25 protein-coding genes, 2 tRNA genes and 1 pseudogene are annotated in these 23,602 nt (G+C 40.6%); 3 read left to right on the forward strand and 25 right to left on the reverse strand.

All coding sequences use genetic code 11. From position 1 onward, the window contains the following. Positions 1–244: 244 nt before the first annotated feature. On the forward strand, positions 245–1,225 hold the full coding sequence (locus tag CALPO_RS0106780) for an aldo/keto reductase (protein WP_026486652.1): 981 nt from the start codon (positions 245–247) through the stop codon (positions 1,223–1,225). A 105-nt stretch (positions 1,226–1,330) separates the two neighbouring features. After that, positions 1,331–1,582, forward strand: a complete 252-nt coding sequence (locus CALPO_RS13455; protein WP_035172666.1) for a flavodoxin — start codon at positions 1,331–1,333, stop codon at positions 1,580–1,582. A 54-nt stretch (positions 1,583–1,636) separates the two neighbouring features. Here CALPO_RS13455 and CALPO_RS0106790 read toward each other — a convergent pair whose 3' ends face one another. The 11 genes and pseudogenes from CALPO_RS0106790 to cas6 all read right to left on the reverse strand — a co-directional run bounded on the left by CALPO_RS0106790 (position 1,637) and on the right by cas6 (position 11,033). Beyond that, a complete protein-coding gene (locus CALPO_RS0106790) occupies positions 1,637–3,229 on the reverse strand; it encodes a putative ABC exporter domain-containing protein (RefSeq protein ID WP_245589918.1) in 1,593 nt (530 codons plus the stop codon). Between the two features lie 5 nt (positions 3,230–3,234). Continuing rightward, entirely contained in the window at positions 3,235–3,948 is a 714-nt protein-coding gene (locus CALPO_RS0106795; protein WP_026486654.1) for an ABC transporter ATP-binding protein, read from the reverse strand. Positions 3,949–3,973: 25 nt separating this feature from the next. Continuing rightward, entirely contained in the window at positions 3,974–4,393 is a 420-nt protein-coding gene (locus CALPO_RS15095; RefSeq protein WP_084295222.1) for a DUF1638 domain-containing protein, read from the reverse strand. Between the two features lie 16 nt (positions 4,394–4,409). Beyond that, positions 4,410–4,610, reverse strand: coding sequence for a DUF1638 domain-containing protein (locus CALPO_RS15100; protein ID WP_026486656.1), 201 nt, complete (start codon positions 4,608–4,610; stop codon positions 4,410–4,412). Between the two features lie 180 nt (positions 4,611–4,790). After that, entirely contained in the window at positions 4,791–5,765 is a 975-nt protein-coding gene (locus CALPO_RS0106810; protein ID WP_051585894.1) for a sigma factor regulator N-terminal domain-containing protein, read from the reverse strand. After that, positions 5,766–6,230 carry an RNA polymerase sigma factor gene (locus CALPO_RS0106815; protein WP_026486658.1) on the reverse strand — a complete coding sequence of 155 codons (465 nt, stop codon included), beginning with the start codon at positions 6,228–6,230 and terminating at the stop codon, positions 5,766–5,768. It lies immediately after the preceding gene. Between the two features lie 116 nt (positions 6,231–6,346). After that, positions 6,347–7,155 (reverse strand): annotated as a pseudogene (gene cas1, locus CALPO_RS13460) (CRISPR-associated endonuclease Cas1). Positions 7,156–7,168: 13 nt separating this feature from the next. Beyond that, a complete protein-coding gene (cas4, locus tag CALPO_RS0106830; protein WP_245589919.1) occupies positions 7,169–7,693 on the reverse strand; it encodes a CRISPR-associated protein Cas4 in 525 nt (174 codons plus the stop codon). A 30-nt stretch (positions 7,694–7,723) separates the two neighbouring features. Continuing rightward, positions 7,724–8,818 carry a CRISPR-associated helicase/endonuclease Cas3 gene (locus tag CALPO_RS13465; protein ID WP_156940157.1) on the reverse strand — a complete coding sequence of 365 codons (1,095 nt, stop codon included), beginning with the start codon at positions 8,816–8,818 and terminating at the stop codon, positions 7,724–7,726. After that, the gene (locus CALPO_RS0106840) at positions 8,748–10,226 is read right to left on the reverse strand and encodes a TIGR02556 family CRISPR-associated protein (protein WP_026486660.1); all 1,479 of its coding nucleotides are present in this window, start codon (positions 10,224–10,226) and stop codon (positions 8,748–8,750) included. Before CALPO_RS0106840 ends, CALPO_RS13465 begins: the two co-directional genes overlap by 71 nt. A 69-nt stretch (positions 10,227–10,295) precedes the next feature. Continuing rightward, entirely contained in the window at positions 10,296–11,033 is a 738-nt protein-coding gene (gene cas6 / locus CALPO_RS0106845; RefSeq protein ID WP_026486661.1) for a CRISPR-associated endoribonuclease Cas6, read from the reverse strand. Between the two features lie 134 nt (positions 11,034–11,167). Between cas6 and CALPO_RS0106850 the strand changes: the two genes are divergently transcribed. Next, positions 11,168–11,602 (forward strand): DMT family transporter, encoded by a 435-nt coding sequence (locus CALPO_RS0106850; protein WP_035172449.1) that lies wholly within the window; start codon positions 11,168–11,170, stop codon positions 11,600–11,602. Positions 11,603–11,634: 32 nt separating this feature from the next. Here the strand turns inward: CALPO_RS0106850 and CALPO_RS0106855 are convergent, their stop codons facing one another. The 14 genes from CALPO_RS0106855 to CALPO_RS0106920 all read right to left on the reverse strand — a co-directional run bounded on the left by CALPO_RS0106855 (position 11,635) and on the right by CALPO_RS0106920 (position 23,501). Beyond that, entirely contained in the window at positions 11,635–12,138 is a 504-nt protein-coding gene (locus CALPO_RS0106855) for an HD domain-containing protein (RefSeq protein WP_026486663.1), read from the reverse strand. Positions 12,139–12,161: 23 nt separating this feature from the next. Further along, positions 12,162–12,557, reverse strand: coding sequence for a secondary thiamine-phosphate synthase enzyme YjbQ (locus CALPO_RS0106860; RefSeq protein ID WP_026486664.1), 396 nt, complete (start codon positions 12,555–12,557; stop codon positions 12,162–12,164). Between the two features lie 13 nt (positions 12,558–12,570). Beyond that, positions 12,571–13,608, reverse strand: a complete 1,038-nt coding sequence (locus tag CALPO_RS0106865; RefSeq protein ID WP_035172451.1) for a Gfo/Idh/MocA family protein — start codon at positions 13,606–13,608, stop codon at positions 12,571–12,573. Positions 13,609–13,630: 22 nt separating this feature from the next. Further along, entirely contained in the window at positions 13,631–14,494 is an 864-nt protein-coding gene (locus CALPO_RS0106870; protein ID WP_026486666.1) for a sugar phosphate isomerase/epimerase family protein, read from the reverse strand. Positions 14,495–14,618: 124 nt separating this feature from the next. Then, entirely contained in the window at positions 14,619–15,509 is an 891-nt protein-coding gene (locus CALPO_RS0106875) for a YckD family protein (protein WP_026486667.1), read from the reverse strand. A gap of 96 nt (positions 15,510–15,605) precedes the next feature. After that, the gene (locus CALPO_RS0106880; protein ID WP_026486668.1) at positions 15,606–18,338 is read right to left on the reverse strand and encodes a YhgE/Pip domain-containing protein; all 2,733 of its coding nucleotides are present in this window, start codon (positions 18,336–18,338) and stop codon (positions 15,606–15,608) included. Between the two features lie 94 nt (positions 18,339–18,432). Next, on the reverse strand, positions 18,433–18,996 hold the full coding sequence (locus CALPO_RS0106885) for a TetR/AcrR family transcriptional regulator (RefSeq protein ID WP_026486669.1): 564 nt from the start codon (positions 18,994–18,996) through the stop codon (positions 18,433–18,435). Positions 18,997–19,041: 45 nt separating this feature from the next. After that, entirely contained in the window at positions 19,042–19,797 is a 756-nt protein-coding gene (locus CALPO_RS0106890; protein WP_026486670.1) for a TSUP family transporter, read from the reverse strand. A 108-nt stretch (positions 19,798–19,905) separates the two neighbouring features. After that, positions 19,906–21,324 carry a glycoside hydrolase family 1 protein gene (locus CALPO_RS0106895; protein ID WP_026486671.1) on the reverse strand — a complete coding sequence of 473 codons (1,419 nt, stop codon included), beginning with the start codon at positions 21,322–21,324 and terminating at the stop codon, positions 19,906–19,908. A 440-nt stretch (positions 21,325–21,764) separates the two neighbouring features. Continuing rightward, positions 21,765–22,268, reverse strand: a complete 504-nt coding sequence (locus CALPO_RS0106900; RefSeq protein ID WP_026486672.1) for an HD domain-containing protein — start codon at positions 22,266–22,268, stop codon at positions 21,765–21,767. A gap of 23 nt (positions 22,269–22,291) precedes the next feature. After that, positions 22,292–22,687, reverse strand: coding sequence for a secondary thiamine-phosphate synthase enzyme YjbQ (locus CALPO_RS0106905; protein ID WP_026486673.1), 396 nt, complete (start codon positions 22,685–22,687; stop codon positions 22,292–22,294). A 123-nt stretch (positions 22,688–22,810) separates the two neighbouring features. Next, complete coding sequence (locus CALPO_RS15105) at positions 22,811–22,942, reverse strand: hypothetical protein (RefSeq protein WP_281172750.1); 132 nt, start codon at positions 22,940–22,942, stop codon at positions 22,811–22,813. Positions 22,943–23,103: 161 nt separating this feature from the next. Beyond that, positions 23,104–23,176 (reverse strand) — tRNA-Lys (locus tag CALPO_RS0106915). Between the two features lie 253 nt (positions 23,177–23,429). Further along, positions 23,430–23,501, reverse strand: a tRNA-Gln gene (locus tag CALPO_RS0106920). Between the last annotated feature and the right edge of the window lie 101 nt (positions 23,502–23,602).

Raw genomic sequence — 23,602 nt, forward strand, 5'->3', positions numbered from 1 at the left:
ACGCACTGCATTCCCAACGGGCAGTGGCAGAGAGCTTGCCATTCGTTGTCACCAAAAGTGCAGAAAAAGTCTAGAAAGATCTTCTTTATAAAATGGCAAAGCAAAATACAACTATGTAATGCAAGCTATTATGTAAACCTATAGTCTATAGCCTTAAAGGGGTATTGACTTGGAGCTAACTCCAGCATGTATACTTTAATTGTGGAGTTAAAATAAACTATATTATTGGCAGGAGGGTCAAAGAATGGAATATGTAAGATTAGGTAACACAGGGCTTGAGATATCTCGGATTTGCCTAGGGTGTATGAGTTTTGGAGACCCTAATGTATGGCATCATAAATGGGTACTTAATGAGGAAGAGAGTCGATCTATTATTAAAAGAGCTCTTGAGCTTGGAATTAACTTCTTTGATACGGCTAACGTATACTCGCTTGGGATAAGCGAAGAGATTCTAGGACGTGCAATAAAGGACTTTGCAAACCGCGATGAGGTTGTTATTGCCACAAAGGTATGGGGCAAAATGTTTGATGGGCCTAATGGTGGAGGCCTTTCCAGGAAGGCAATTATGAGGGAGATCGACAATAGCTTGAGACGCTTGGGAATGGATTATGTTGATCTGTATATTATTCATCGCTGGGATTACAATACTCCAATTGAAGAAACGATGGAAGCATTGCATGATATTGTAAAGGCAGGAAAAGTCAGATATATAGGTGCCTCTGCGATGTATGCGTGGCAATTCCAAAAGGCGCTTTACACGGCAGAAAAGAACGGCTGGACTCGTTTTGTAAGCATGCAAAATCACTATAATCTCATTTACCGTGAAGAGGAAAGAGAAATGTTGCCGTTGTGCAAAGCTGAAAAGATAGCCGTCACACCGTATAGTCCACTGGCAGCAGGAAGGTTGTGCCGAGATTGGTCAGCGGAAACTAAACGTTATGAAACCGACCAAATTGCGAAATCCAAATATGACTCGACGTATGAAGTGGATAAGATTATAGTGGATCGGGTAAAGGAAGTGGCACAAAGACACGGAGTATCTCAGGCGCAGATTGCATTGGCTTGGTTATTGCAGAAAGAACCGGTGGTTGCTCCTATTATAGGTGCAACAAAGATTTCCCATGTAGAAGAAGCGGTGGCATCTTTAACGGTTTCTCTGAGCCCAGAGGAAGTTGCCTATTTGGAAGAGCCATATGTACCTCATCGAATTGTTGGGCCTATTTGATAAATCAGCAGCCATAGGCGCAGCAGATATTGAGCTGGCTCCAGAGGGACTAAGTGCTTTAAACGACGCATCCTCCTAGATAAATATTTTGAAAGGAGAGTAAATATGGCTAAACAAATCCTTGTCGCATATTTTACCTGGTCCGGAAACACGCGTAAAATTGCAAATCTAATTCACAAAGAGATTGGTAGAACTATTTGTGAGATACAACCTGCAGTGCCTTATCCCAATTCATACCGTGCGGTTGTGGAGCAAGCAAAGAAAGAAATACAGGCGGGTTATAAGCCTCCATTAAAATCAAAAATCGATTATATTGAATCATACGACACGATTTTTGTTGGTTCACCAAATTGGTAGTGATATCGCTAAGCTATGCCCTCAATCAATTTTAAAAATCTACACACGGCAACTTCACTTTAATTCTAATCGCTCAAATATAAAATTTGCAAAAAGCAGAAACACCCCTGATTCCAAAAACATCATTATAGAGGATGATAAAACCCCTATTCCCATGCTTTTTGTTACCATACCAAGAGGAATGGCTACTGCCCCTACAGGTATAAGTACAAATAACACCCCAAATAGCTTAAAAAATGGCATTGCTACTTTAAGGTCTTCTTTTGAGGGTAAAAAAACCTGCAAAAAAACAGAAGAAAAACTCTGTAAAGTTGAAAAACCAATTATAAAGAGTATAGCAGCTATAATATTTAATAAGCCGGGTTTCATAAAAATCGAAGCAGGTACTATAAGGAGAATTGCCGTTATAAATGTTTTTAAAAGGGGTACTGAATTTACTGCAATTAACTTTTGTATTCCTTTTCCGGGTATTATGTAAATGTACATTTTGTTTAATTCCACATATATCGTAGAAACCATGCTTAAAAGCCATGCCATATAGGCATACACGAAAGCCAAAGCAAATATTATAGTGTGGTCATCTTTTGGAAGGAAATATCCAAAAGCAATTGAAATTGCCAGCAAAAGAAGGTTGTAAAAATTAAAATAGATAGAACCCATCTGTCTCTTGTTTTCCACCATTTTAAGCCATACATAAGCCCATGGACCTTTTGGTACAAAATTTACTTCCACTCTTCGTCTCTTCTTTCCTTTCTTTGCCTTTCCTTCAACTCCGCCATAATAATCGCCTTTTTTGGCCCTTTCCTTTATCCTCCTCAAGGTTTCATTGTAAGTAGTAACTTCTTCATAATAATCTCTCGCAAAATATACACCGATTAAGACCAAAAAGGCTATCGTAGCTATTTGCAAAATTATAAATTCAATATTGTGAGTGGCGTCTCCTGTGAAATATGACAATATCATTTGTTTTGAAGGTCCTATAATAGGAACATAATCCCATATCTTTAAAGTGAAGTAATCAACCAAACCGTATAGGCTTTGTTCTTTATACGCAAAATACACTGCAAAGCCAACAATTAAAACCAATACACCATTTAAAAAGTACTTAATGACGTTTTTCGCATTAAATTTCATTGAAATGGAATAAATCAAAAAGCTTAAAGGAGCCAAGGCCAAAAAGAAAGTAAATATTCCTAAATATCCAAAAATCAAATTCTGAAAATGTTTGCTGACTTCCATAGTCACACTCAAAAAAGGTAAATAAAAAACATATAGAACAGCTAAAATTAAACCTTTGAAAATTGCTCTTATCATATACCATAAAAAGACTATTCTTTCTTTTATAGGAGAAGATAAGAGAAAGCCAATATCTCCCTCTCTTAAAACAATGCCTGGCTGCTTTAATGAACTGTACAAAGAAGCAACAACTCCTAAAAACATTAAACCCGTCATACCAGCATTGAGATATGTAAGTTTTATCCCATTTATTTCGCTAAATGTTTTTCCTCTTTTTACTATAACGGGTATAAGTATAAACATATACCACATAAATTGGAATAAATATATAAATATTTTTTTGGGGTTTTTGATTATATATTTCAAAAAATTCTTAAATTTTAACATATCCAGAATAAACAAAGCTTTCATCTCTCTCATTTTGTTACCTCCAAGAATAAGTCTTCTAATGTACTTCCAGGACCGGCTTTTACCATAACCTCTTCAAGAGTCCCTTCATAGACCAGCTTCCCTGTTTTTAAAATAAGTACTCTATCCCCAAGGTTTTGTACAGAATCCAGCATATGTGTGCTTAAAAGTACAGACTTTCCTTCTTCTTTGAGTTGCCGAATTGTAACTTTAAGCTCTCTAATTGCTTTAGGGTCAAGTCCTACAAAAGGTTCGTCAAAGAGCATTACCTCCGGTTTGTGTAAAAGTCCGCAAATCACCATAACTTTTTGCCTCATGCCTTTTGATAAATTAGCCCCCAATTCATCTTTTTTATCCATAAGGTCGTAAGCTTCAAGATATCTCAAAGCTTCTTGTTCCCAATTGTCAAGATTATAGGCAAGAGCAATAAACTTCATATGCTCCCAGACTGTAAGCATTGGGTATATATCGGGAGTTTCAGGTATGTATGCAAGTTTCAGTCGCGCTTCCTTGTCTTTATAGTCGTAACCGCCTACCTTTATTTCTCCTTCTGTCTTTCTCAAAAGCCCCATTATAGTTTTTAAAGTAGTGCTTTTGCCGGCACCGTTTGGGCCTATAAGCCCTACAACCTCACCGGGATAAAGTTCAAATGAAATGTCATCAACTGCTTTTACTCTACCGTAATATTTTTTTAAATTTTTAACAGATAATATGCTGTTCATCTTATCCCTCCATTAATTTATGTGGTTAATCTATCAAAAGATGGTCTGAAACACCAATAATATCATCCCGGTAAGTGGGTTTTATGGTTCTCCCTGGAGGTACCACCAGGAATCTTTCCTCATCCCAATGACCTTCCAGCATATCGCCCAGTAAGCTGTCAGATCCTTCTACCACTTCCCACTTCCATTTTAAGAATTCTGCGCATTGACGGGTATAATCAATATATTGTGACGTATCAAATTGGCTCCAATTAATATATATGGCATTTTCATACGCCTTCATCCAATTCTGCTCCATATCCATGAGATACTGGGCGTTGTCTTCTCCGTATTTTTCAACATAGTTCTTATACACCATATCATAGCGTTCTTTTCCCGGTTGAATGGAATGTTCAATCCAGCCTGGTGAATACCAGTAAATCCCACCATTATAGGAATAAAAAATTTCTTGCTATTTTTCCTTATCCCAGGCAAATAGCGTCGTAACGTTCATCTTCAGCTTCAATCTCCTGAATGGCCCTTTGTAAAGTCTTCTTAAGTTTTTCAGGTTCGTTATGAAGGGCTTGTTTAAGCCAATAAATATCTACAATGTTGCTGGATTTGTACGCCAGGTAATAAAGCTCTCTCAGGAGAACCTTACAGGCAATCACTTTTAATCTCATATCTGACCTCCTTTTTGTTTTTGTCAGTTGCATACCTGCATTACCTTGCCGGCAGTTGAAACAAAATAACTCCTAATCAATTATATCATGTGGTAAAGATATACACAAAAAAACAGGGGTAAACCCTGCTCTACTCTATACCCATTTATGTATTTTCTCTGCATTTTCATGGAAAGTATATTAATAAGGGGTTGTTACTATACCTAAAACCGCACCTGTTATTATTGGATTAGAAGATAATTTTTTTAAGGTTTCAGGAGATCCAACTACCACAACACCATAATATTTTACACCATTTTCTTTTAAAAAACTCACTGTTCTTTTCAGGTTGTCAGAATGATAGCTCGGAATTTGGCTGAGCCGTTCAAGTTCATTGATTAATTCTTTTTCGCCATCAATGCTATTAATATAAGGGTTTCCGAGCAACTTTTCTGCAAGATAATTGCTTTTCTTATAATCTTGATCTTTAAAAACAGATACAGCGCCCCACATAAGCTTTAAATCTCCTGGCATCAAAGTTTTCATTTCATCAAGCGTTAAGGTTTTTTTGAAAGATAACGCCATTTCAACAATATAATCTCCTGGTATATTTTCCAGCATATTGAATTCTCTAATGAATTTTTCGTAATTTACCGCTGGATGATAGAAGGTTAACTTCGGAACTGCATATGGAACCAGATATTCTTTGGTCACTTCCGGTATGGCTGTGGATATTTTTGAATATGCATTCAAAGATTTATCAACATCTAGGTTTAAAATACAAAAAGAATGGTCCCCCTTGGTTTGCTCTCCTCCCCAGACGTCAAAATCAACAGTTATTGTTCCAGCAGGATAAGGCTTATTGCCGATTAACCTTACCAAGTAATATTCCTTTTGTCGACCGAACAACCTGACGCTGTAATTTTCCCCTGAAAGGGCATAGGTGTTGGGTTCGGTAAATTTTACAAGATCAGGATAAAAACTATTTATGCGGTTTTCTTGATTCTGCAGAATCAACTCCGGAGCTACAAAAGCCAGTATAAAAACACCAACAGCTACCCCTAAAGAAATCAATATTATGCGCAGAATACTTTTTAGGCGGGCTTTGCGCAAAAAGGATTTTTCATCGAAATTTATATCGTCGCTGCCATTTCCTGTATTTATATTTTGTAACATCTAACTGCCTCCCTCCTCTTTCAGATATTCCTTTAACTTTTTTCTTAACTTCCAGGACATTGCCTTAACTGTATCAGTACTGGTTTTAAGCACAAATGAAATTTCGTGGTTTGTCATCCCTAGGCTGTATTTCATATAAAAAAGCTTTTGTTCGGTAATACTAAGTTTATTAATTGCATTTTCTATTATCTCTTTATTTTCTATTTGATGAATTTCTGGGAAGTTGCTTATACAAAAACTACCAATAGATGACACGGTGAATTCCTTTTTATTCTTCCTTAAAAAGTCGATGTACTTATTTCTTGCTGTTGCCAAAACATACGGTTTCAACTTTCCATCCTGGATGCTGTCTAAATGCAGGTATGTAGATAATAGGGCTTCTTGCGCTATATCTTCCGCATCGGCACGCGACACGCCTAGTTTAAGTAAATAGTGAAATACAATTCGGTATAAATCCTGCCACATCAACCCCTCCTCCTTTTAAATTTTCTCACTCACATATAATGACGTGCAAAAGAGAAAAAAGTAAATCAAATAGGAGGTAAATAATTATTTTATTTACCTCCTTTAACACCACTATACTACCACCTGGCTACAAATGGTGTATATTCACTTTCCCCTATAAGATGTTTTTCCAGTTTATACAGCTCCATCCTTATAAGCATTCTGTATGAAACCTCTCTATTTATAGCGCGATGCTTTATAGTGGTCTTCATCTTTTCCTCAAATCCGGTCACGAACTTCTTTTTGGCGCTTTCACTCATCAGCAGTCCTTCCATAGTGCTTGAAAAATCATTAACGGTTATCATTTTTCTGTCAATAAGTGAAAAGATCAATCTATCCACTATGATAGGTTTAAACACTTCAGCTACATCAAGGTTTAACGTAAACCTCCTGTAATTGGTGGAATGCAGATATCCTATACGCGGATCCAGGTGAGTCTTGTATATCTCGCTTAACACCACCGTGTACATAAGTGAATTCCCAAAACTTATCAAAGCGTTTAAAGGATCCCGTGGAGGCCTTTTTGTCCTTTCATCTACTGCATGTTTCTCGCTGCCCCAACTACAAAACTTTTAGCCAGCTTCAACCTTTTTTCTGTATCCAGATAGTGCTCAGCTTGCTTTAAAATCATATACCCGGAATTGTAATGCTCTCTGGGATAAAATGTACCCACGTAATATCCAAAGTAATTAAAAAAATGTACTAATATCTCCTTTTGGGCTATAAACTCTATAAACTTTTTATTAAAATCGGTCTCGCTGTATACAAATATATCATTGATATTTTCCACAGGTAGAAACTTGCTCCCGTTTTCTGATTCAAAATATATCGTGTTGTCTTTTCGCTTAAATTCTCCATCGTTGAATATATAAACGCTTTTTTTCACAACTACCACCTCTTTATGCCCAACAAAACTCCAGATAGGCGCAATTTTTGCAAAAGGGAATCCTTTGGGCCACAGGCGGCATACTCTGGTTTATTATTCTCACAATATCCTCTTCTGCCCTTTTAAGCTCTTTTAAAGACTCTTCATCTGCTAAAACCTCTACGCGCTTTTTCTCCTCAGGAAACAGCAGCTCTCCTTTTACATCAATTCCCATTTCTTTTAAAATCCAAAGATAATAGAGAAGCTGCATTTTTGCGCTCAATACGTATTTGCTGCTCTTTTTTACTTCTCCCACCACCCACTGGCCCTCGTCCCGCTGTAATACGTCCAGCTTAACATTGCCCACATTGATTTCCTTCCTGTCCCTTTTGTAAGAATTCTCGTGAATAAACCTGCCCACATCCAGAAATTCATTGTCTTGATCAGCGCTGATATTATGGGCAATAAGCCAAACCTCCCGCTTGCACACGTAGTAATACCAGATAAGCGTTCCGTTTACCCGCCTTTCTTCCGTTTCCGCCATCGCTGTTGAGCCCATCTCCCTTCTCCACGCAGGATAAATCTTGATTCAGAAAATAAGAATTTCGTCATCTATGTCTCGCTTAAAGCCTGTCTCATCGTCGTAATAGTATTCTTTGTTTTCAAGGGGAACAAGCCATACGGAAGAGTTTTTCGTGGGCCTTATAAGGTCTTTTGCTACCCTGACCGGGACCGATACCAGATGATCTTTAAAATCCCTGCGTACCTTAAGGTAATTTTCCTGCCGTTTTACAAAGTCCTTTTCTTTCAACACGCCTTTTTCATACTCATCCCAGATTTTTGCTGCCTCATCATCTACTTGCACAAAAACATCTACGTAATCGCGGTTTTCTTCTATCAGTTGAAAATCTGATAGCTTGCAACACTCCACGTTATCGTCTACATCAAAGCAGAAGCTATTCATGGCCTCTATAAGGTCGTCGGACTTTTGAAAACTCTTTTTGTCTTTTACCCTTTCAAAGTACTCGTTGATCATTTCGTAAAAACGGTTTTCATCCGTTTCTCCTTTTAACACGTCTATAGATACGATGGTACTCAACGCCCCGTATATCATTGCCGAATAGCTTCTGCTGTCTTTAAGGTTAAAAACGTAAACACGACCTTTGTCTCGCCAACCACTGCGATTGCACCTACCAGCCACCTGCACTATAGAGTCAATAGGCCCTAAATCCCTCACCACGGCATCAAGATCGATGTCTACACCTGCCTCCACCACCTGGGTAGAGACGACTATGATCTTTTTCCCTTTTTGCAAAGCGCTGCGAATTTCCTGTATCCTCTTTCTCCTTTCTCTAGGTATAATATTTGTGGACAGGTAAAAAAACGCCACCCCTTTATCGCGCAACTTCTCTTTTATAGCCCGGTAAAACCTCAACGACGCATTTATGGTGTTTAACACCACTAGATAGGATATACCATCCTCGTACATCATCACAAATTCATCAGCGAATTGGTCAAGGGTCAATGGCTCCAGTCGAGGTATCAACTTAACCCTGTCCAGGGCCTCAAAATACTTTCTGTTGTCATCCAGCAACTCAATGGCTTCCCCTTCCTCAAAGATCAAGGGTCTGGTAGCCGTGAGAAGTATTATATAGCACCCCGGCGGATATATTATACCCCTCAAACCTCTTAAGCCTGTATATCTTCGCCAGCTCTACAAACTTATCTATGAGAAATGCCTTTGATACAGGCTTTTGCGAGAAAATGCCGTCGTAAACCTGCAATAACTTGGACACTTCTAAAAGCTCGTTGCGCTTTTTTCTCTGGGGTATAAGGTAATATATCTTATTTAAGTCAATACTCCAAAGTTTAGAATTACCTAGTAGTTTTTTGCCCACCTCCCACGTGGCACCGCTAGCAGCTATCATCTCCTTTATCCTGGACGGAGGCACGTCCTTTATAAGCTTTAGAATCTTGAATTCCTGTTGATTTTTTCTATAAAAGAGAAGGTTGAGGATGTAGTTGTTGCCCTCGGACTCATAGTATAGATACTCCCTCAAGCCGTCCACAAACTTGTCCATGCCTTCAAAGCTTACTACAAAATTAAAGTTGTAATTGACGTACTTTGCCCATTCATCCAGCGTTCGTCGGTCCATATCGACTTTAAACAAAAAGCCTGGTATGATGTAAAGCGGTATACTGCCTATATTGCTGCCCAGATTATTGCGCATGTACACCTCGGTCACCAGGATGCTTTTATAGCAGTCTGGGCACAGGCTAAAATTTTTGGAAAAATCCCCGCTGACCCCTGAAGAAAAATTGGGCTTGTCGGTATTATAGTATTTGTGCTTAAATCTCCTGACATCTGCGGTTACAGGGACATTTCTACCGCAAACAGAACACACCCCTTGCTTTACACCTTTGAATATATCGTTGATTTTCTCGTCATATATGAGGCTTACATAACCTTCATCCTGGCACACCAGGTCTCCGTCGATTTTCAGGGTATAAAGGGATATCATGTCTTTTTTCTCATCTAAGTTGAACCTGCCCCTCACGTACCCCTCTATACAATCGGCTACGCTTTTTATCAATTTTTCATCTATGTCTCCACCTGGACTTTTTTGAGAGATTTTCTCTTCTAACCTTATGGCATCAAATCCCTTTTCAATGCCCATTTTGTTAAGATCCCATACATACCTGTATCTTTTGCCCACTTTATCTGAAAAGGACGTCATGCCTTGCTCCACGATCTTTTTGATTTTTTCCCTTAAACTGCTTTCCTTTAGCCTTTCACAAAGGGCGGGTAGCGCCTGGGAACACAAATAGCCTATATTGTCAGTGGTAATTCTCCACTGAAGACTGTTAGAAACTGCATTACCTACCCATAGGTACTTTTTTACAGAGTCAGGCTTAAGCTCTTCCACATCAAAGCTCGCTTTCATTGTATCCGTATTGATGTCAATTATAACCACATGTTGCTTTGTCTTGTCGCTTTTGGACAATTCTATCTCCACTGTCATTTCACTTAAAATTTCATCGCCGCCCTGGCTTAAAATAACCTCGCCGATCTCCTTTATAGCCTCTAACAACGCCTCTGCCCCCTTTCTAAATACAATTTTAGAATATAAAGTTGTCATGATATGTCCTGTTATAAAAATTTATTTGATTACCTCAAAGCAGCCAAAACCCTCTGAGTTTTTACTGCAAATACCCGCGTCATAGGCCAGTTTTATGAGCTCGCTGTCGCCCTCCAGATAATAAGTCCCCATCCAGCCTTTTATCACCGTGCCTTTAAAATTCAACACCTTCTGATACCTGTCGTCTTTAGGTCCTGTAGGTATTATCCGAAACTCCGCCTTCTCAGGCCTAAAGCCTGTTATTATCTCGTATTTCATCTCTATGTTTCGCCTCGCCAGGTAGGAAAACACGTTGTCCCATGGCGAATAATAATGGGTGTACTTGCCTTCCGGGCTATCTATGGTGCTGTACATAACAGCAGGAGAAAGCATCTTTATCTTAACCCGGCTCCCAAACTCTATGGGTGAATACACGTCTAATTTCCTCAAGACCACGCCCTGATTGCCTATGTAAAGCCTGTCCTTTCTGAATATATTTTCAGCCAGGTCATGAATAAACTGCTCTATAGGCGAAGATATGATCAGTGAAAAAGGAGGCTTTATGTAAATTTTACCCGACACCACCCTTACTCTACCCTCAATCCTGGAAAACGTAAAAAACTTGAGCTTGCGTTTGCCGTATTTATAGCCTTCGTCGTGAAGAAATTGGCTGTAATTCTCATCTCTTATGTTATGGTATATAAACCCCTGAAGTATGCTGTTGTATTGAACAGGCAATACCAGGTCTTTTTCCGCATCAAATTCCAGGCGAACCCTCATAATATCATAGTCCTCCTCTCCAGCTCAATTATAGCACCACCACCATGTCAAAATATATCGCTTTTTGCCACTGTAGCTATAACAACCATAAATATGCTATAATAACATCTATAAAACGCCAAGGGGTGTTGAAATTGAAATGGATTTTTTACATAGGAGCTATAATTGTAGGAATAGCGTTAGGCTTTCAATCTCCCATGAACTCGGCATTGGGCAAAATAGCAAATCCTAAAAACTCCGCCGTCTTAAACAATTTGTTAGGCCTTGCCATTCTCTTTCTGATAAGCCTACCCGACGGCAGCATAAAGCACTTCGGCTCACTGTTTAAAGCCCCTGCATATCTCCTTTTGGGCGGATTTCTGGGCGCCACCATCGTGTACCTGTCTATAGTGGTCATACCTGCTATAGGCGCTGCCACCTTTGCATCCATTATAGTTACAGTCCAGATGGCCGTCACCATGCTCATCGACCACTACGGGCTTTTTGGCATGCCCAGAACTCCCGTAAACTGGTACCGAATAGCAGGTGTCATATTGATGCTCATAGGCATAAGGCTTATAAAGAAATAAAAAATCCGCTGTATCCACACAGCGGATCTAATTTATCTTCCCTCAAATACGCTCTCTATGTAAGCTATGCCTGTAGGTGTCTTAAAATACTTTTCCTTTATAGAGCGGATCGCATCGGGGTCTTTTATCCCCTCTTCAAAAATATTGACCAAAAAGTCTGCTTCCACCAGTATCTGAAAGTCTATACCGTCGATTTTAGTGTAGGTATGATGATTGCCGATTATAAAGCACACGCGGTCAACCAGCCCAGGCTCTAGGCCAAAAGGGGTCAAAATCTCCCTGGCTATCCCTGGGCCTTCCTCCTGTTGAAATCGCGCTGAGGAGGAGTTATACTTTCGCTCGGCCTCTTTTATGCCTATATCGTGCAAAATCGCCGAAATCTCCACTGTAACAAGCTCATTACCTGCTAACCCCTCTAAAACAGCGATGTTTCTGGCAAAGGTGTAGACCTTAAGCAGATGGTGTATTCTCCTGGCATCGCATTCAAAGTAAAGCACAGCTCTTTTAAGCACTTGCTGAACCACATTGTCTTGCATGTCAATTCTCCTTTTCCCATAATTTAGCTTGCCTTAATGAATTTAAGATAAACCTTTCGCCTCCTTGGTCCATCGAATTCACAGAAATATATACCCTGCCATGTCCCCAGCACAAGCTCGCCCTTCTCCACAAAAACCGACACACAGGCACCCACTAAGGAGGCTTTTATATGGGCATCGGAATTGCCCTCTACGTGTCTGTAAGGTATGTCAGGAACCATGGCCTTAAAACCGCTTAAAATATCCCTTTTCACATCGCTATCGGCGTTCTCGTTTATAGTCACGCCTGCAGTGGTATGGGGAACAAAGACGTAACATATCCCGTCCTGTACGCCATGCTTTTTTAACTCCTCCCGCACCATCCCCGTTATGTTTATCATCTCTTCCCTCTGCCTGGTCGCCAGCTCCAGCTCTATCATCAAAACCACCACCTTACAGTACTACTTCTCTTCCCAGCTTTGCGGACTGGTATATTCCATTTAATATCCTTTGAATCTGAAAGCCGTCCTGTCCTGTAGCCGTGGGGGCCTTGCCTTCTCTTATGCACGTGATGAATTCCTTTATCTCATTGTAAAAAGGATCCTCTTTATCAACCACAGGAGTAGAATTAACAAGGTAATTCTCCTGCTCGTCGTAAATCACAAAAGGTGAAAGAGACGCGCCGGCCTTGCTGCCAAATATCTCGCTGTTCATGCTCTCTTTGTTGTTCAGCGCCCAGCTCACAGATACCTGCATACATGCCCCGTTTTCAAACCTTATAAAAGCGCATGCGGAATCTTCGGTGTCAAAGGCGTCGTCAGGATCAAAAGCATGCCACCTGCTCACGCCTTTTGTGCTGTAATCGCCTATCCTGTCATATACAGCGGCAGTTACGCTCACAGGCCTTGGCCTTCCCATAAGGTACCACGTCAGATCTATGATGTGCACCCCTATATCGATTACCGGGCCACCGCCGGATTTAGATCTGTTAGTAAACCACCCTGTAGGCGTTCCCCTTCTTCGCTCATAAGTGGCTTTGGCAAAGTATATGTCGCCAAACCTCCCCTTTTCAGCAAACTCCTTGAGCAACTTGCTCTCGGCCTTAAACCTATTTACAAACCCTATCTGCAGTATACGCTTACTGTCCTCTGCCGCTTTTATCATGGCCTCAGCTTCCTCAGGGTTCATAGCCATTGGCTTTTCGCACAGTACGTGTTTACCGGCTTTTAAAGCAGCAATAGTGGCAGCCGCATGGGAATTGTTCCACGTGCATACGCTTACAGCGTCCACATCAGGCAAATTTACCAAGTCATGAAAGTCCGTAAAAGCGTACCTCATTCCGTATTTCTCTTTTACTTCATTGGCCCTCTTTTCATTTATGTCGCAAACAGCCACCAGCTCCACATCCTCTTGTTTAAGGTACGCTGGTATATGGGCGTTTTGGCATATATTCCCCGCCCCTATAAGCCCTATCCTTATTTTTTCTCCCATTCCCATATCCTCCTTGATCTTATTAGACCTCATTCCATATCCTTCGGGCGTTATCAAGACCTATTTTTGAACCTACCCTGCAGTCTTCCATGCCCTCAAATTCTATTGAAATATACCCGTCATAGCCGTAGCGCTTTATCGCCTTTATAACGCTCCACATGTCAATATCCCCGTGTCCCACAATAGCGCCCCTCAAAAAGTTGCCACCGGCTGTCTGAAACCATCCCTCTCCAGGGTTTCTGTAAAACGGCCTGTAATAAAAATCTTTTAAGTGAATCATAGACGCGTAAGGCAAATTCTTTTTAACTGCTACCACCGGATCCTCGTCCACGCACAAAAAGTTGCCCACATCCAGCGTCGTCTTGAAATTGGGCCTGCCTACCGCGTGTATAAGCCTCTGCACCCTCTCGCTGCCCTGGATAAAAAAGCCGTGGTTTTCCACACTGGTAGTGATGCCGTACTGAGCAGCGTAATCAGCTATCCTGCGACAGGCTTCAGCCAGTCTGGGCAAATCCTCGTCTAACTGCTTCACTGTGACCTCAGGTAATGGTCTCCATGCTACATCATGCCTCATAAATTTAACGCCCAGGCGATAAGCAACATCCACTTCACCCATAACTCTCTTTATCTCATTTTCGTAGTCTTGCTCTGTTTTCTGAATAAAATTGGCCCCTATTGCGTAGTTAGATATGTCTATTCCCACATCTTCGGCCTTTTTTCTTATGGCATCCACCAGCTCCGGGTTTTTAAACAGGTCAAATCCAAAAGGCACGATCTCTACATGTTCTCCCCCGTTGTCTGCAATCCACTGTATCACATCCAGTACGTCCATCACTCTGCTATAGATTAGCTTAGATAAGCTGTATGTACTTACTCCTATTTTCACTTACAAGCACCCCCCTTCTTCAGGAATAATATAACAATTAAACTAAAAAGTCAACACAACATCACCCATAAAATTAGCCGGCTTCCACCTCCTGAAAAAGGAAGGTGAAAGCCGGCTAACCCTTTTATATCTCGGAGCCGTAATCAGTGTTGTTAGAGGAATTGCTCTGGGATGTGGACCCTTTCTCCTTCATAAAACCTTTGTGTAGCATATTAGAAATGCCGTTTTGCTCTATTTTCTTTTCCATGGCGTCAATCTTGTTGGTTATAGCGCTTCCCTTGTCTTTAGTGATCAAACCGTACGCTACGAATTTGTTTACAAGCTCTTTTTGCAACTCTGCCATGTTTTTAAAATAATTCGTCAGCTCATCTTTTTGCTGCTGGGAAAGCTTTGACGGGTCAATTCCGCCCAGTATAAAGTGGCCAAAGCCGCCTAATCCCTTTGCCATTATCCCCTTAGCAAAGCCATTCTTTTGAATACTGCTCAACATATTATCGATTTTCTTGGTCGCAGCATTCGCCTGGTCCTTGGTTATAAGCCCTTCATTCGCCAGCTTGTTGATCAGGTCTTTTTGCAGGTTGGCCATTTTCTCGTATACAGCTGTTAAAGCGGCCTTTTGCTGATCCGTCAACTTGGACGTGTCAATTTTCCCCAGCCAGCCAAAGTCCTCATCTTTAAACCCATGCCTTCCCATTCCAAACATTAAGATCGAGCCGTTCTCCTGGGCTTTCTTGAGCATATCGTCGATCTTCTTTATAGCAGCATCTCCTTGTTCTTTGGTTATGGCCCCATCAGAGACCATTTTGTTGATAAAGTCTTTCTGGAGAGCGGCCAACTTCTGGTTAAAATCAGCTACATCAGCTTTTTGTTGGGCAGTGAGCTTGGAGGTATCTATCCCCAAGAAACCTCTTACTGCTTTAGCAGCCTGGGTGTCAGATGTGGCGGCAAAAACCGAAAACGGCACTGCCAAAGCGACTATCACTGCCAGCACAATCATGATCTTTTTTCTCCGCATCTGCAATCACTCCTTTTTCCTTTATTTATTTTCTATGGTGTTATTTTACCCATCAAATTTGTACAACACTTGACAAAACTATTAATTTTTTATGAATTAAATAGCATTTAACTTACTCTTTATTTTATCCATCCTCTCCTTCATCATTATAGAGATAATCAAAAACGCGAAGAAAAACAAAACCATTATTACGGCATCATGGGCTAAAACAGCGTAGTCAACGCCTGAGATGATCTCCCTTAAGCCGGAAACCGCATAAGTAAAAGGCATATACGGATTTATGACCTTGAAAAACGTGGGTACCAGCTCAATGGGAAACGTGCCTGCATCTGAAGTCAATTGCAGTATAAGGAGAACTATGGATATAAGCTTACCCGCCTGCCCCAGGAGAAATACCAGGCTCTGAATAATGGCTATATACACAAAGGACATAAACACATTGAAAGCGAAGAAAAGCGGTATATTTACAGGTCTTAATCCTAGTATCATGACGATAATGCTCACCAGCACCGCCTGCATTATGCCTATATAACCGTAGGATAAAAGTTTACCTAAAACCAATGACGCTGAACTCGCCTTTATATCGGGGTCAACCTCATCGGTGATGATAAAGAACATCATTATAGCTCCAACCCACAATGAGAGCGGGATGAAATAAGGCGTGAAACCAACGCCGTAGTTTTTAACCTTATTCATTGGCCTGTTGCTTATAGCCAAAGGTTGGGATACAAAGCTGGCCATATCCTTGCTGCTGCTCTTGAGATTATCCCTTAACTGCCGGGCACCATCGCCCAATTTCCTGGACAGCTCTTCGCTGCCCTTGGAAAGTGCCAACAAACCGGAATTTAAACTGCTAGAACCATCGTACAGGCGGCTGGCGCCGCTTACAAAGGAGGGCATATTATCGTTAAGCTCTTTAAGGCCATCGTTCAATCTGTCAGACCCGCTGTAAAGCTGTTTCATGCCGTTTTCCAATGAAGGCATAGCGCCTATGAGCTTTCGCGCCATCGCGATATTGTCGCCGCTTAAAGCGCCCTGAATCAGCTCCAGTACCTGTCCACTGCTTTTTAAGTCATTTTGCATCTTTATGAGCTGATTAATCTGCTCTGGCGATCTGGCTATCTGATCCATCATCTGCGGCGTAAACTTCTGTTGAATGGCGCTTATGGCAACCTGTGCCTTTGACACATCGTTCATTAGCTTACTGACGCTGGCCAATGCCTGCTGCGATGAGGGATCGCTTAATATCTCAAGAGTGTTTTTAATACTTACCAGTGTCTTTTGGTTTTGCTTTAGTTCTTGCTGTATCGCCATCAACTTCTGCATGACCGCGCTTAAATACTCAACATTGCCAGGGCTTAACGCGCTTTTTATAGAATCTATCGTGCCTTTGCTGCCTTGGATGTATTTTTGCATCTCTTCAAGGGTCTGCAAATTCTTACCCACGCCGGACATAGCTTCGCGGGATTTAACCATGGCATCCTCGGTGCTCTTGGTCAAGTTGTAATAGCCATCCACAAGCTTTAAAAGCTGTGCCTTCTGCGCAGAATCCAATTTGTCATTGGTGGCAACAGCATTTTTCAGCGCCTCTACATTTTGCGGCGTATTCAATTCCGAGGCCGCTTGTATGTATTTCTGCGCTTGTTGCTGCTGCTGTGTCACCCACTGAGCAATGCCTTCCGCGTCCACGTTGGAGAGCTTTTGGGCTTCGTCCAGCAACAACTGAATGGCATCAGCGTTTTTCGCCACAGCGAGTATAGGTTGTAACCCCGTCATATCCACGTAAGCCAGATCCGAAGCATCCTGCATGAGCTTTGACGTGCTCTGCAGATTATTGACTGAAAGCGCCTCCTGAAGCGATTTTACAGGCAAGTTTTTAATTGAATTGCTCGCCACTGCGTAGTCGGACCATATCCTGTTAAACGCGTTGATATTCTGCGGCGTTAAAATAGATGGCAATAGCTTTAGTGCAGATGTGTCCGCATCCTTTAAAAAACTGGCGTCATAAATCAACGACCTGGAAGCGCTTAAATTTTCAGGGCTGAGCAATGAAGCCAGCTGCCGGTACTGGTCCAATTGGGAAGACATCCCTGCGATGTTTTGGTATGCTGTTTTTAACCCTTGATTTAACTGATATGATCCCTCGTACAAACGGCCTATCCCTGTGGAAATATTTACCGAGGCATCTTTTAAATCTTTTGCGCCATCTGACAACGCCTGGCTTCCGTTATTGGCCTGCATCAGCCCTTTATTTAAATCCTCGCTGCCTTTTGCAGCTTTTTGAAGGCCATCTTTTAAATCATACAGATTGTCAAAGGTAACCCGTGTATACTCATCGGTTATTCTCTTGGCTATCTCATCTTTTAATTCCAGTACGACTTTTGAGTTAATCTGAGCGGCCAGAAAGTTCTTCTTCTCGTTGTCGGTGTATACAATGGTAGCTTTTCGGGGCTTTCCATCTTTAGCGCTTAAAATATCTTTAGTAAAGTCCTCAGGTATTACGATCATAGCGTAATACTTATCCCCTTTTAATCCCTTTAACGCCTCGTCTTTTGAAACAAACCTCCAGCCTACGCTGTGGTTGCGCTTTAAATCCTTTACGATGTCTGAGCCGTAATTGATCTCCTTTTCCTGGTTTACACCTCCTCTGTCCAAGTTCACCACCGCTACAGGCAATCTGTCCAATTTGCTATAAGGGTCCCAGAACGCGTAAAGATAAAAAAAGCTGTACATCAACGGCACCACGATTATCGCAGCGACAGAAACCCTTAGTAACCTGTTTCTAAAGATGGAAGATATATCCCTCCATGCAATTCTTAAGATATTCAACAAACCACCTCCATTTATTATACTGACCGTTCAGTATAGTTTATACAACTTTTTTCACCCCGTGTCAATAAGGTTAAAAAGCTCAAGGCTATAATCAAGATTGCAAACCGCTTAATATAAAGTCTATATGGCTTTTTGTAAATTCCTCCAGATTGCTCTCATTGCCTATCATCTCAAACACAACAGCAGAGCATATGGAACCAAATAAGGAATAAGCCATAAAATTGGCATCGCCTTTTCTAATAACGCCATTGGTCATACCCTCTACCAGGTATTTCTCCAGGTTTTCTATGTATTCCTTTATCAGCTTTCGCAACTCCAGTTGCCTGTATTCCTGCCCCCACAACTGGCTCATAATAACCTTAAAGAGGTCCTTGTAATTGTGCACTAACTCCATTTGTACTTTGCACAGCATTTTGATTTTGTCTATGGGATTTACTTCGCCTTCTGTCTCTTTATTTAATTTTTCTATAATTGCCTTCAACCCTTCCACGATAATAAACTTAAAAATATCTTCTTTGCTTTTAAAATGGTAATACAAGGTCCCCTTAGCTACTCCTGCGTTGGACGCTATCTCGTCCATGGTAGCACCTGCATAACCCCTGATAGAAAAAACCCTTATCGCCGAATCAAATATAGCCATTTTTGTTGAATTCATAAAATCACCTCAGCGCCGATGCACATAATACAAGAGTATTATATATTATATAGCATCAAAAATCATCTTTATTGCATATAAAAATGTCACTGAAACAAGAATAGGCTTTATCAGTTTTGCTCCATTTTTTATTGCAACTTTTGTCCCCAGCCTCGCTCCGAGTATCATCGCGATTGCCATTGGCACAGCCACAGAATACATAATTTTTCCGTTTAGGAAAAACAAAACCGATGATGTTATATTACTGACAAAATTAAGTATTTTACCGTTTCCAGCGCTTATTTTAAAATCGTAATTTAGAAGCGTTAAAAATAAAAATATATAAAAAGATCCTGTACCAGGACCAAAAAAGCCATCGTAAAAGCCCAATATTAGTGATATTATAAGTCCCGTTGCAACAGTTTTTTTGTTTAAGCCCTCAAATTTATTTTCGTTGCCAATATTCTTAACTAAAAGTGTATATATTGCAACAAAAATCATCAAAAAAATTATAATAATCTTCAAATGCGAACTGTCAATCAGAAGTACTGCTTTGACGCCAATTGCTGCGCCAATTAATGTACCAAAAACCAGATACTTCAAAAGATTGTAATCAAATACCCTGTACTTTATAAATGTCAGAGAACTTGTAAAAGATGCGCATGTTGACGCAAATTTATTTGTGCCAAGTGCAAAAGCAGGAGGTACGCCCAAAATCATAAGCCCCGGCAAGCTTATTAGGCCTCCTCCACCAGCTATGGAATCAATAAATGCAGCAGTAAATCCTATAAAACACAATACTATCATATATTCAATCGACAATTATATCACCTCAAAATATAACCACTTTGCCTTAACATTTTTAACCCTTGAGGCTAATACGCCGCACACCTTGTATAAAGCAAAATCTCCTTTCCAACTTACTTATATTTAGTTATTGGATAAATCTTCGCCGTTAGAAGCGATCACCTTTTTGTACCAATAAAAACTTTTTTTAGGAATGCGTCTTAAATCTTTTAAATCAAACTCATCACGGTTGACATAGATGAAACCGTAGCGCTTGCTGATTCCTTGGTGAGTACTGACTAAGTCAATCGCAGACCATGGGCAGTAACCAATCAAATTCACTCCGTCAGAGATGGCTAATTGACATTGTTCAATATGTTTTTTCAAATATTCAATGCGGTAGTCGTCGTTTATGACATCACCTTCTTCCAAAGTATCATATGTGCCCAGCCCATTTTCGGTAATTAAGAGAGGAAGATGATAACGTTCATTTAATTCCCTTAATGTCATTCTTAAGCCAACTGGGTCTATTTCCCATCCAAATGCTGTTTTATCTAAATTCGGATTTTCATACCCCTTATAAAAACCGGGCTCATCTAACACCATTTGTTGATCGACATTTTTATTTTTAGTTGCTTCGCTAGGATTGCTTGCTCCCACAGTCATCGTATTATAATAATTGAATGCAATAAAATCCGGTTTGGCCTCTTTTAATATCTCCATGTCTCCATCCTGAATCATAGGAGTACACCCATTTTTTTCGAAATAACTCCATGCCACACTGTTATAGCGACCAAAGACTGCTGCATCCAAATATAGCCAATTGCGTAAAGAACTAAATGTATGGGCTGCCAACACATCTTCCGGTTTTGGACTAATGGGATAAATGGAAGAAATGTTTGGGGCCGGTCCAATTTTTGCATCCGGTATCATCTTATGGCATAAGATCATCGCTTTGGCTTGGGCCAAAAACATATGGTGGCTTTGCTGATACAGTTCTTTTTTCGTATTTTTCATTGATCGGTCAACGACTCCAAGCACTTCACCAAAGAGAATCATCATGTTTTGTTCATTAATGGTTAGCCAATATTTCACACGATCTCCGAAATTTTCAAACAACGTTTTTGCATAATTCTCAAAAGCGTCAACTGTTTCACGATTGGACCATCCACCTTTTTTTTGCAAGGCATAAGGCAAATCAAAATGATATATAGTCACAATCGGCTCAATTTTATATTTTCTCAACTCATTAATTAAACGATTGTAAAAATCAATCCCTTTTTGATTAATTTCTCCGACGCCATTCGGATAAATACGAGTCCATGAAATAGAAAAACGATAAGCCTTTAAGCCCATTTCGGCAAATAATGCGACATCTTCTTTGTAACGGTGGTAGTGGTCACTTGCGACTTTAAAATCCGTTACATCTTTTGGATGCTGGAACACATCCATTACAGAAAGTCCTTTCCCGTCCTCGTTCCATGCTCCCTCTACCTGATAAGCCGACGTGGAAGCACCCCACAAAAAATGTTTTGGAAATGGTTTTATTCTACCGTGTTGCAATTGGATACACCTCCAAAATGAGAAAATTTGATTACAATAAATTCTACATAATAAAACGATAAACGCGGAGACAAATACTTAATCCCGTGATATAACTTTATCAAGTTATACTTCACTAAACCTATTATTCGCCATATTGTGGAATTTATTATCGCCGCCATCCAAAAAGTTTATAGCAGTACTACATAAATATGCTATAATAACATCTATAAAAATGCAATGGGTGTTAAAATTGAAACGTATTTTTTACATAGGTGCTATAGCTGTAGGAATAGCGTTAGGCTTTTAGTCCCCTATGAACTCGCCTTGTCATTCTCTTTCTGATAAGCCTACCCGACGGAAACATAAAGCACTTCGGCTCACTGTTTAAAACACCTGGCATAAGACTTATAAAGAAAAAAATTCGCTGTATCCACACAGCGGATCTAATTTATGCTAATCTATCTTACTCCAAATACGCTCTCTATGTAAGCTATGCCTGTAGGTGTCTTAAAATACTTTTCCTTTATAGAGCGGATCGCATCGGGGTCTTTTATCCCCTCTTCAAAAATATTGACCAAAAAGTCTGCTTCCACCAGTATCTGAAAGTCTATCCCGTGGATTTTAGTGTAGGTATGATGATGGCGGATTATAAAGCACACGCGGTCAACCAGCCCAGGCTCTAGGCCAAAAGGGGTCAAAATCTCCCTGGCTATCCCTGGGCCTTCCTCCTGTTGAAATCGCGCTGAGGAGGAGTTATACTTTCGCTCGGCCTCTTTTATGCCTATATCGTGCAAAATCGCCGAAATCTCCACTGTAACAAGCTCATTACCTGCTAACCCCTCTAAAACAGCGATGTTTCTGGCAAAGGTGTAGACCTTAAGCAGATGGTGTATTCTCCTGGCATCGCATTCAAAGTAAAGCACAGCTCTTTTAAGCACTTGCTGAACCACATTGTCTTGCATGTCAATTCCCCTTTTCCCATAACTTAGCTTGCCTTAATGAACTTAAGATAAACCTTTCGCCTCCTGGGACCGTCGAATTCGCAGAAATATATACCCTGCCATGTCCCCAGTACAAGCTCGCCCTTCTCCACAATAACCGACACACAGGACCCCACTAAAGAGGCTTTTATATGGGCATCTGAATTGCCCTCTACGTGCCTGTAAGGTATGTCTGGAACCATGGCCTTAAAACCGTTTAAAATATCCCTTTTCACATCGCTATCGGCGTTCTCGTTTATAGTCACGCCTGCAGTGGTATGGGGAACAAAGACGTAACATATCCCGTCCTGTACGCCTTGCTTTTTTAACTCCTCTCGCACCATCCCCGTTATGTTTATCATCTCTTCCCTCTGCCTGGTCGCCAGCTCCATCTCTACCATCATTTAAAGCGCCTCCTTCTCCAGGAATAATATAACAATCAAACTAAAAAGTCAACATATCATCAGACACAAAATTAACCGACTTTCGCCTCCAAAAAGGAAGGTAAAAGCCGGTTAATCCATTTATATCTCAGAACCGTAATCAGTGTTGCTGGAGGAATTGCCCTCTGTGGTCTGCTCGTTAAAATGCCTTTTCTCCATAAAACCTTTGTGCAATATGCTGGAAAGTCCGTTTTGCTCTATATTCTTTTCCATAGCATCAATCTCGCTAGTTATGATGCTTCCCTGATCTTTAGTGATCTGCCATGTGAAAACACTACAACTATTTTTACAAAAGCAAAGCTATGCAAAGACAAAAAAAGCACAAAAAATGGATATGGACTTAATCCATACCCTCCAACCCGTATAAATAGTAGTGCGCCATTAGGGACTCGAACCCCAGACCCGCTGATTAAGAGTCAGCTGCTCTACCAACTGAGCTAATGGCGCTTTTCATTTTTTCGCCGAACACTCTTATATTTTATCAGAGCTCTTTCTGTTTGTCAACACTATTTTTATAATCGCGCGCAAATCCGCAAGCTTTATTTTACATAAACGCAGATCCCCTAAGCAAAGTAAATGCATTAATTAATAATTGCGAAATTCAACCAAAAGATTTATACAACTTACTCCGAAAGATCATAAAATTTGAGAACAGGTAGATATAAAAATAAGCCCCTATCCATGGGCTTTTATTTTTGAGCTGGGATGGCAGGATTCGAACCTACGAATGCCAGAGTCAAAGTCTGGTGCCTTACCGCTTGGCTACATCCCAATATTCCCTACGCGCCCTGTAGGATTTGAACCTACGACCTCCAGATTCGATTTTGTACTATATATAGTTTTCTATAAATCCCTGCAAGTGGCTTAAATGCT

Source organism: Caldanaerobius polysaccharolyticus DSM 13641 (assembly GCF_000427425.1).
GTDB lineage: Bacteria > Bacillota > Thermoanaerobacteria > Thermoanaerobacterales > Caldanaerobiaceae > Caldanaerobius > Caldanaerobius polysaccharolyticus.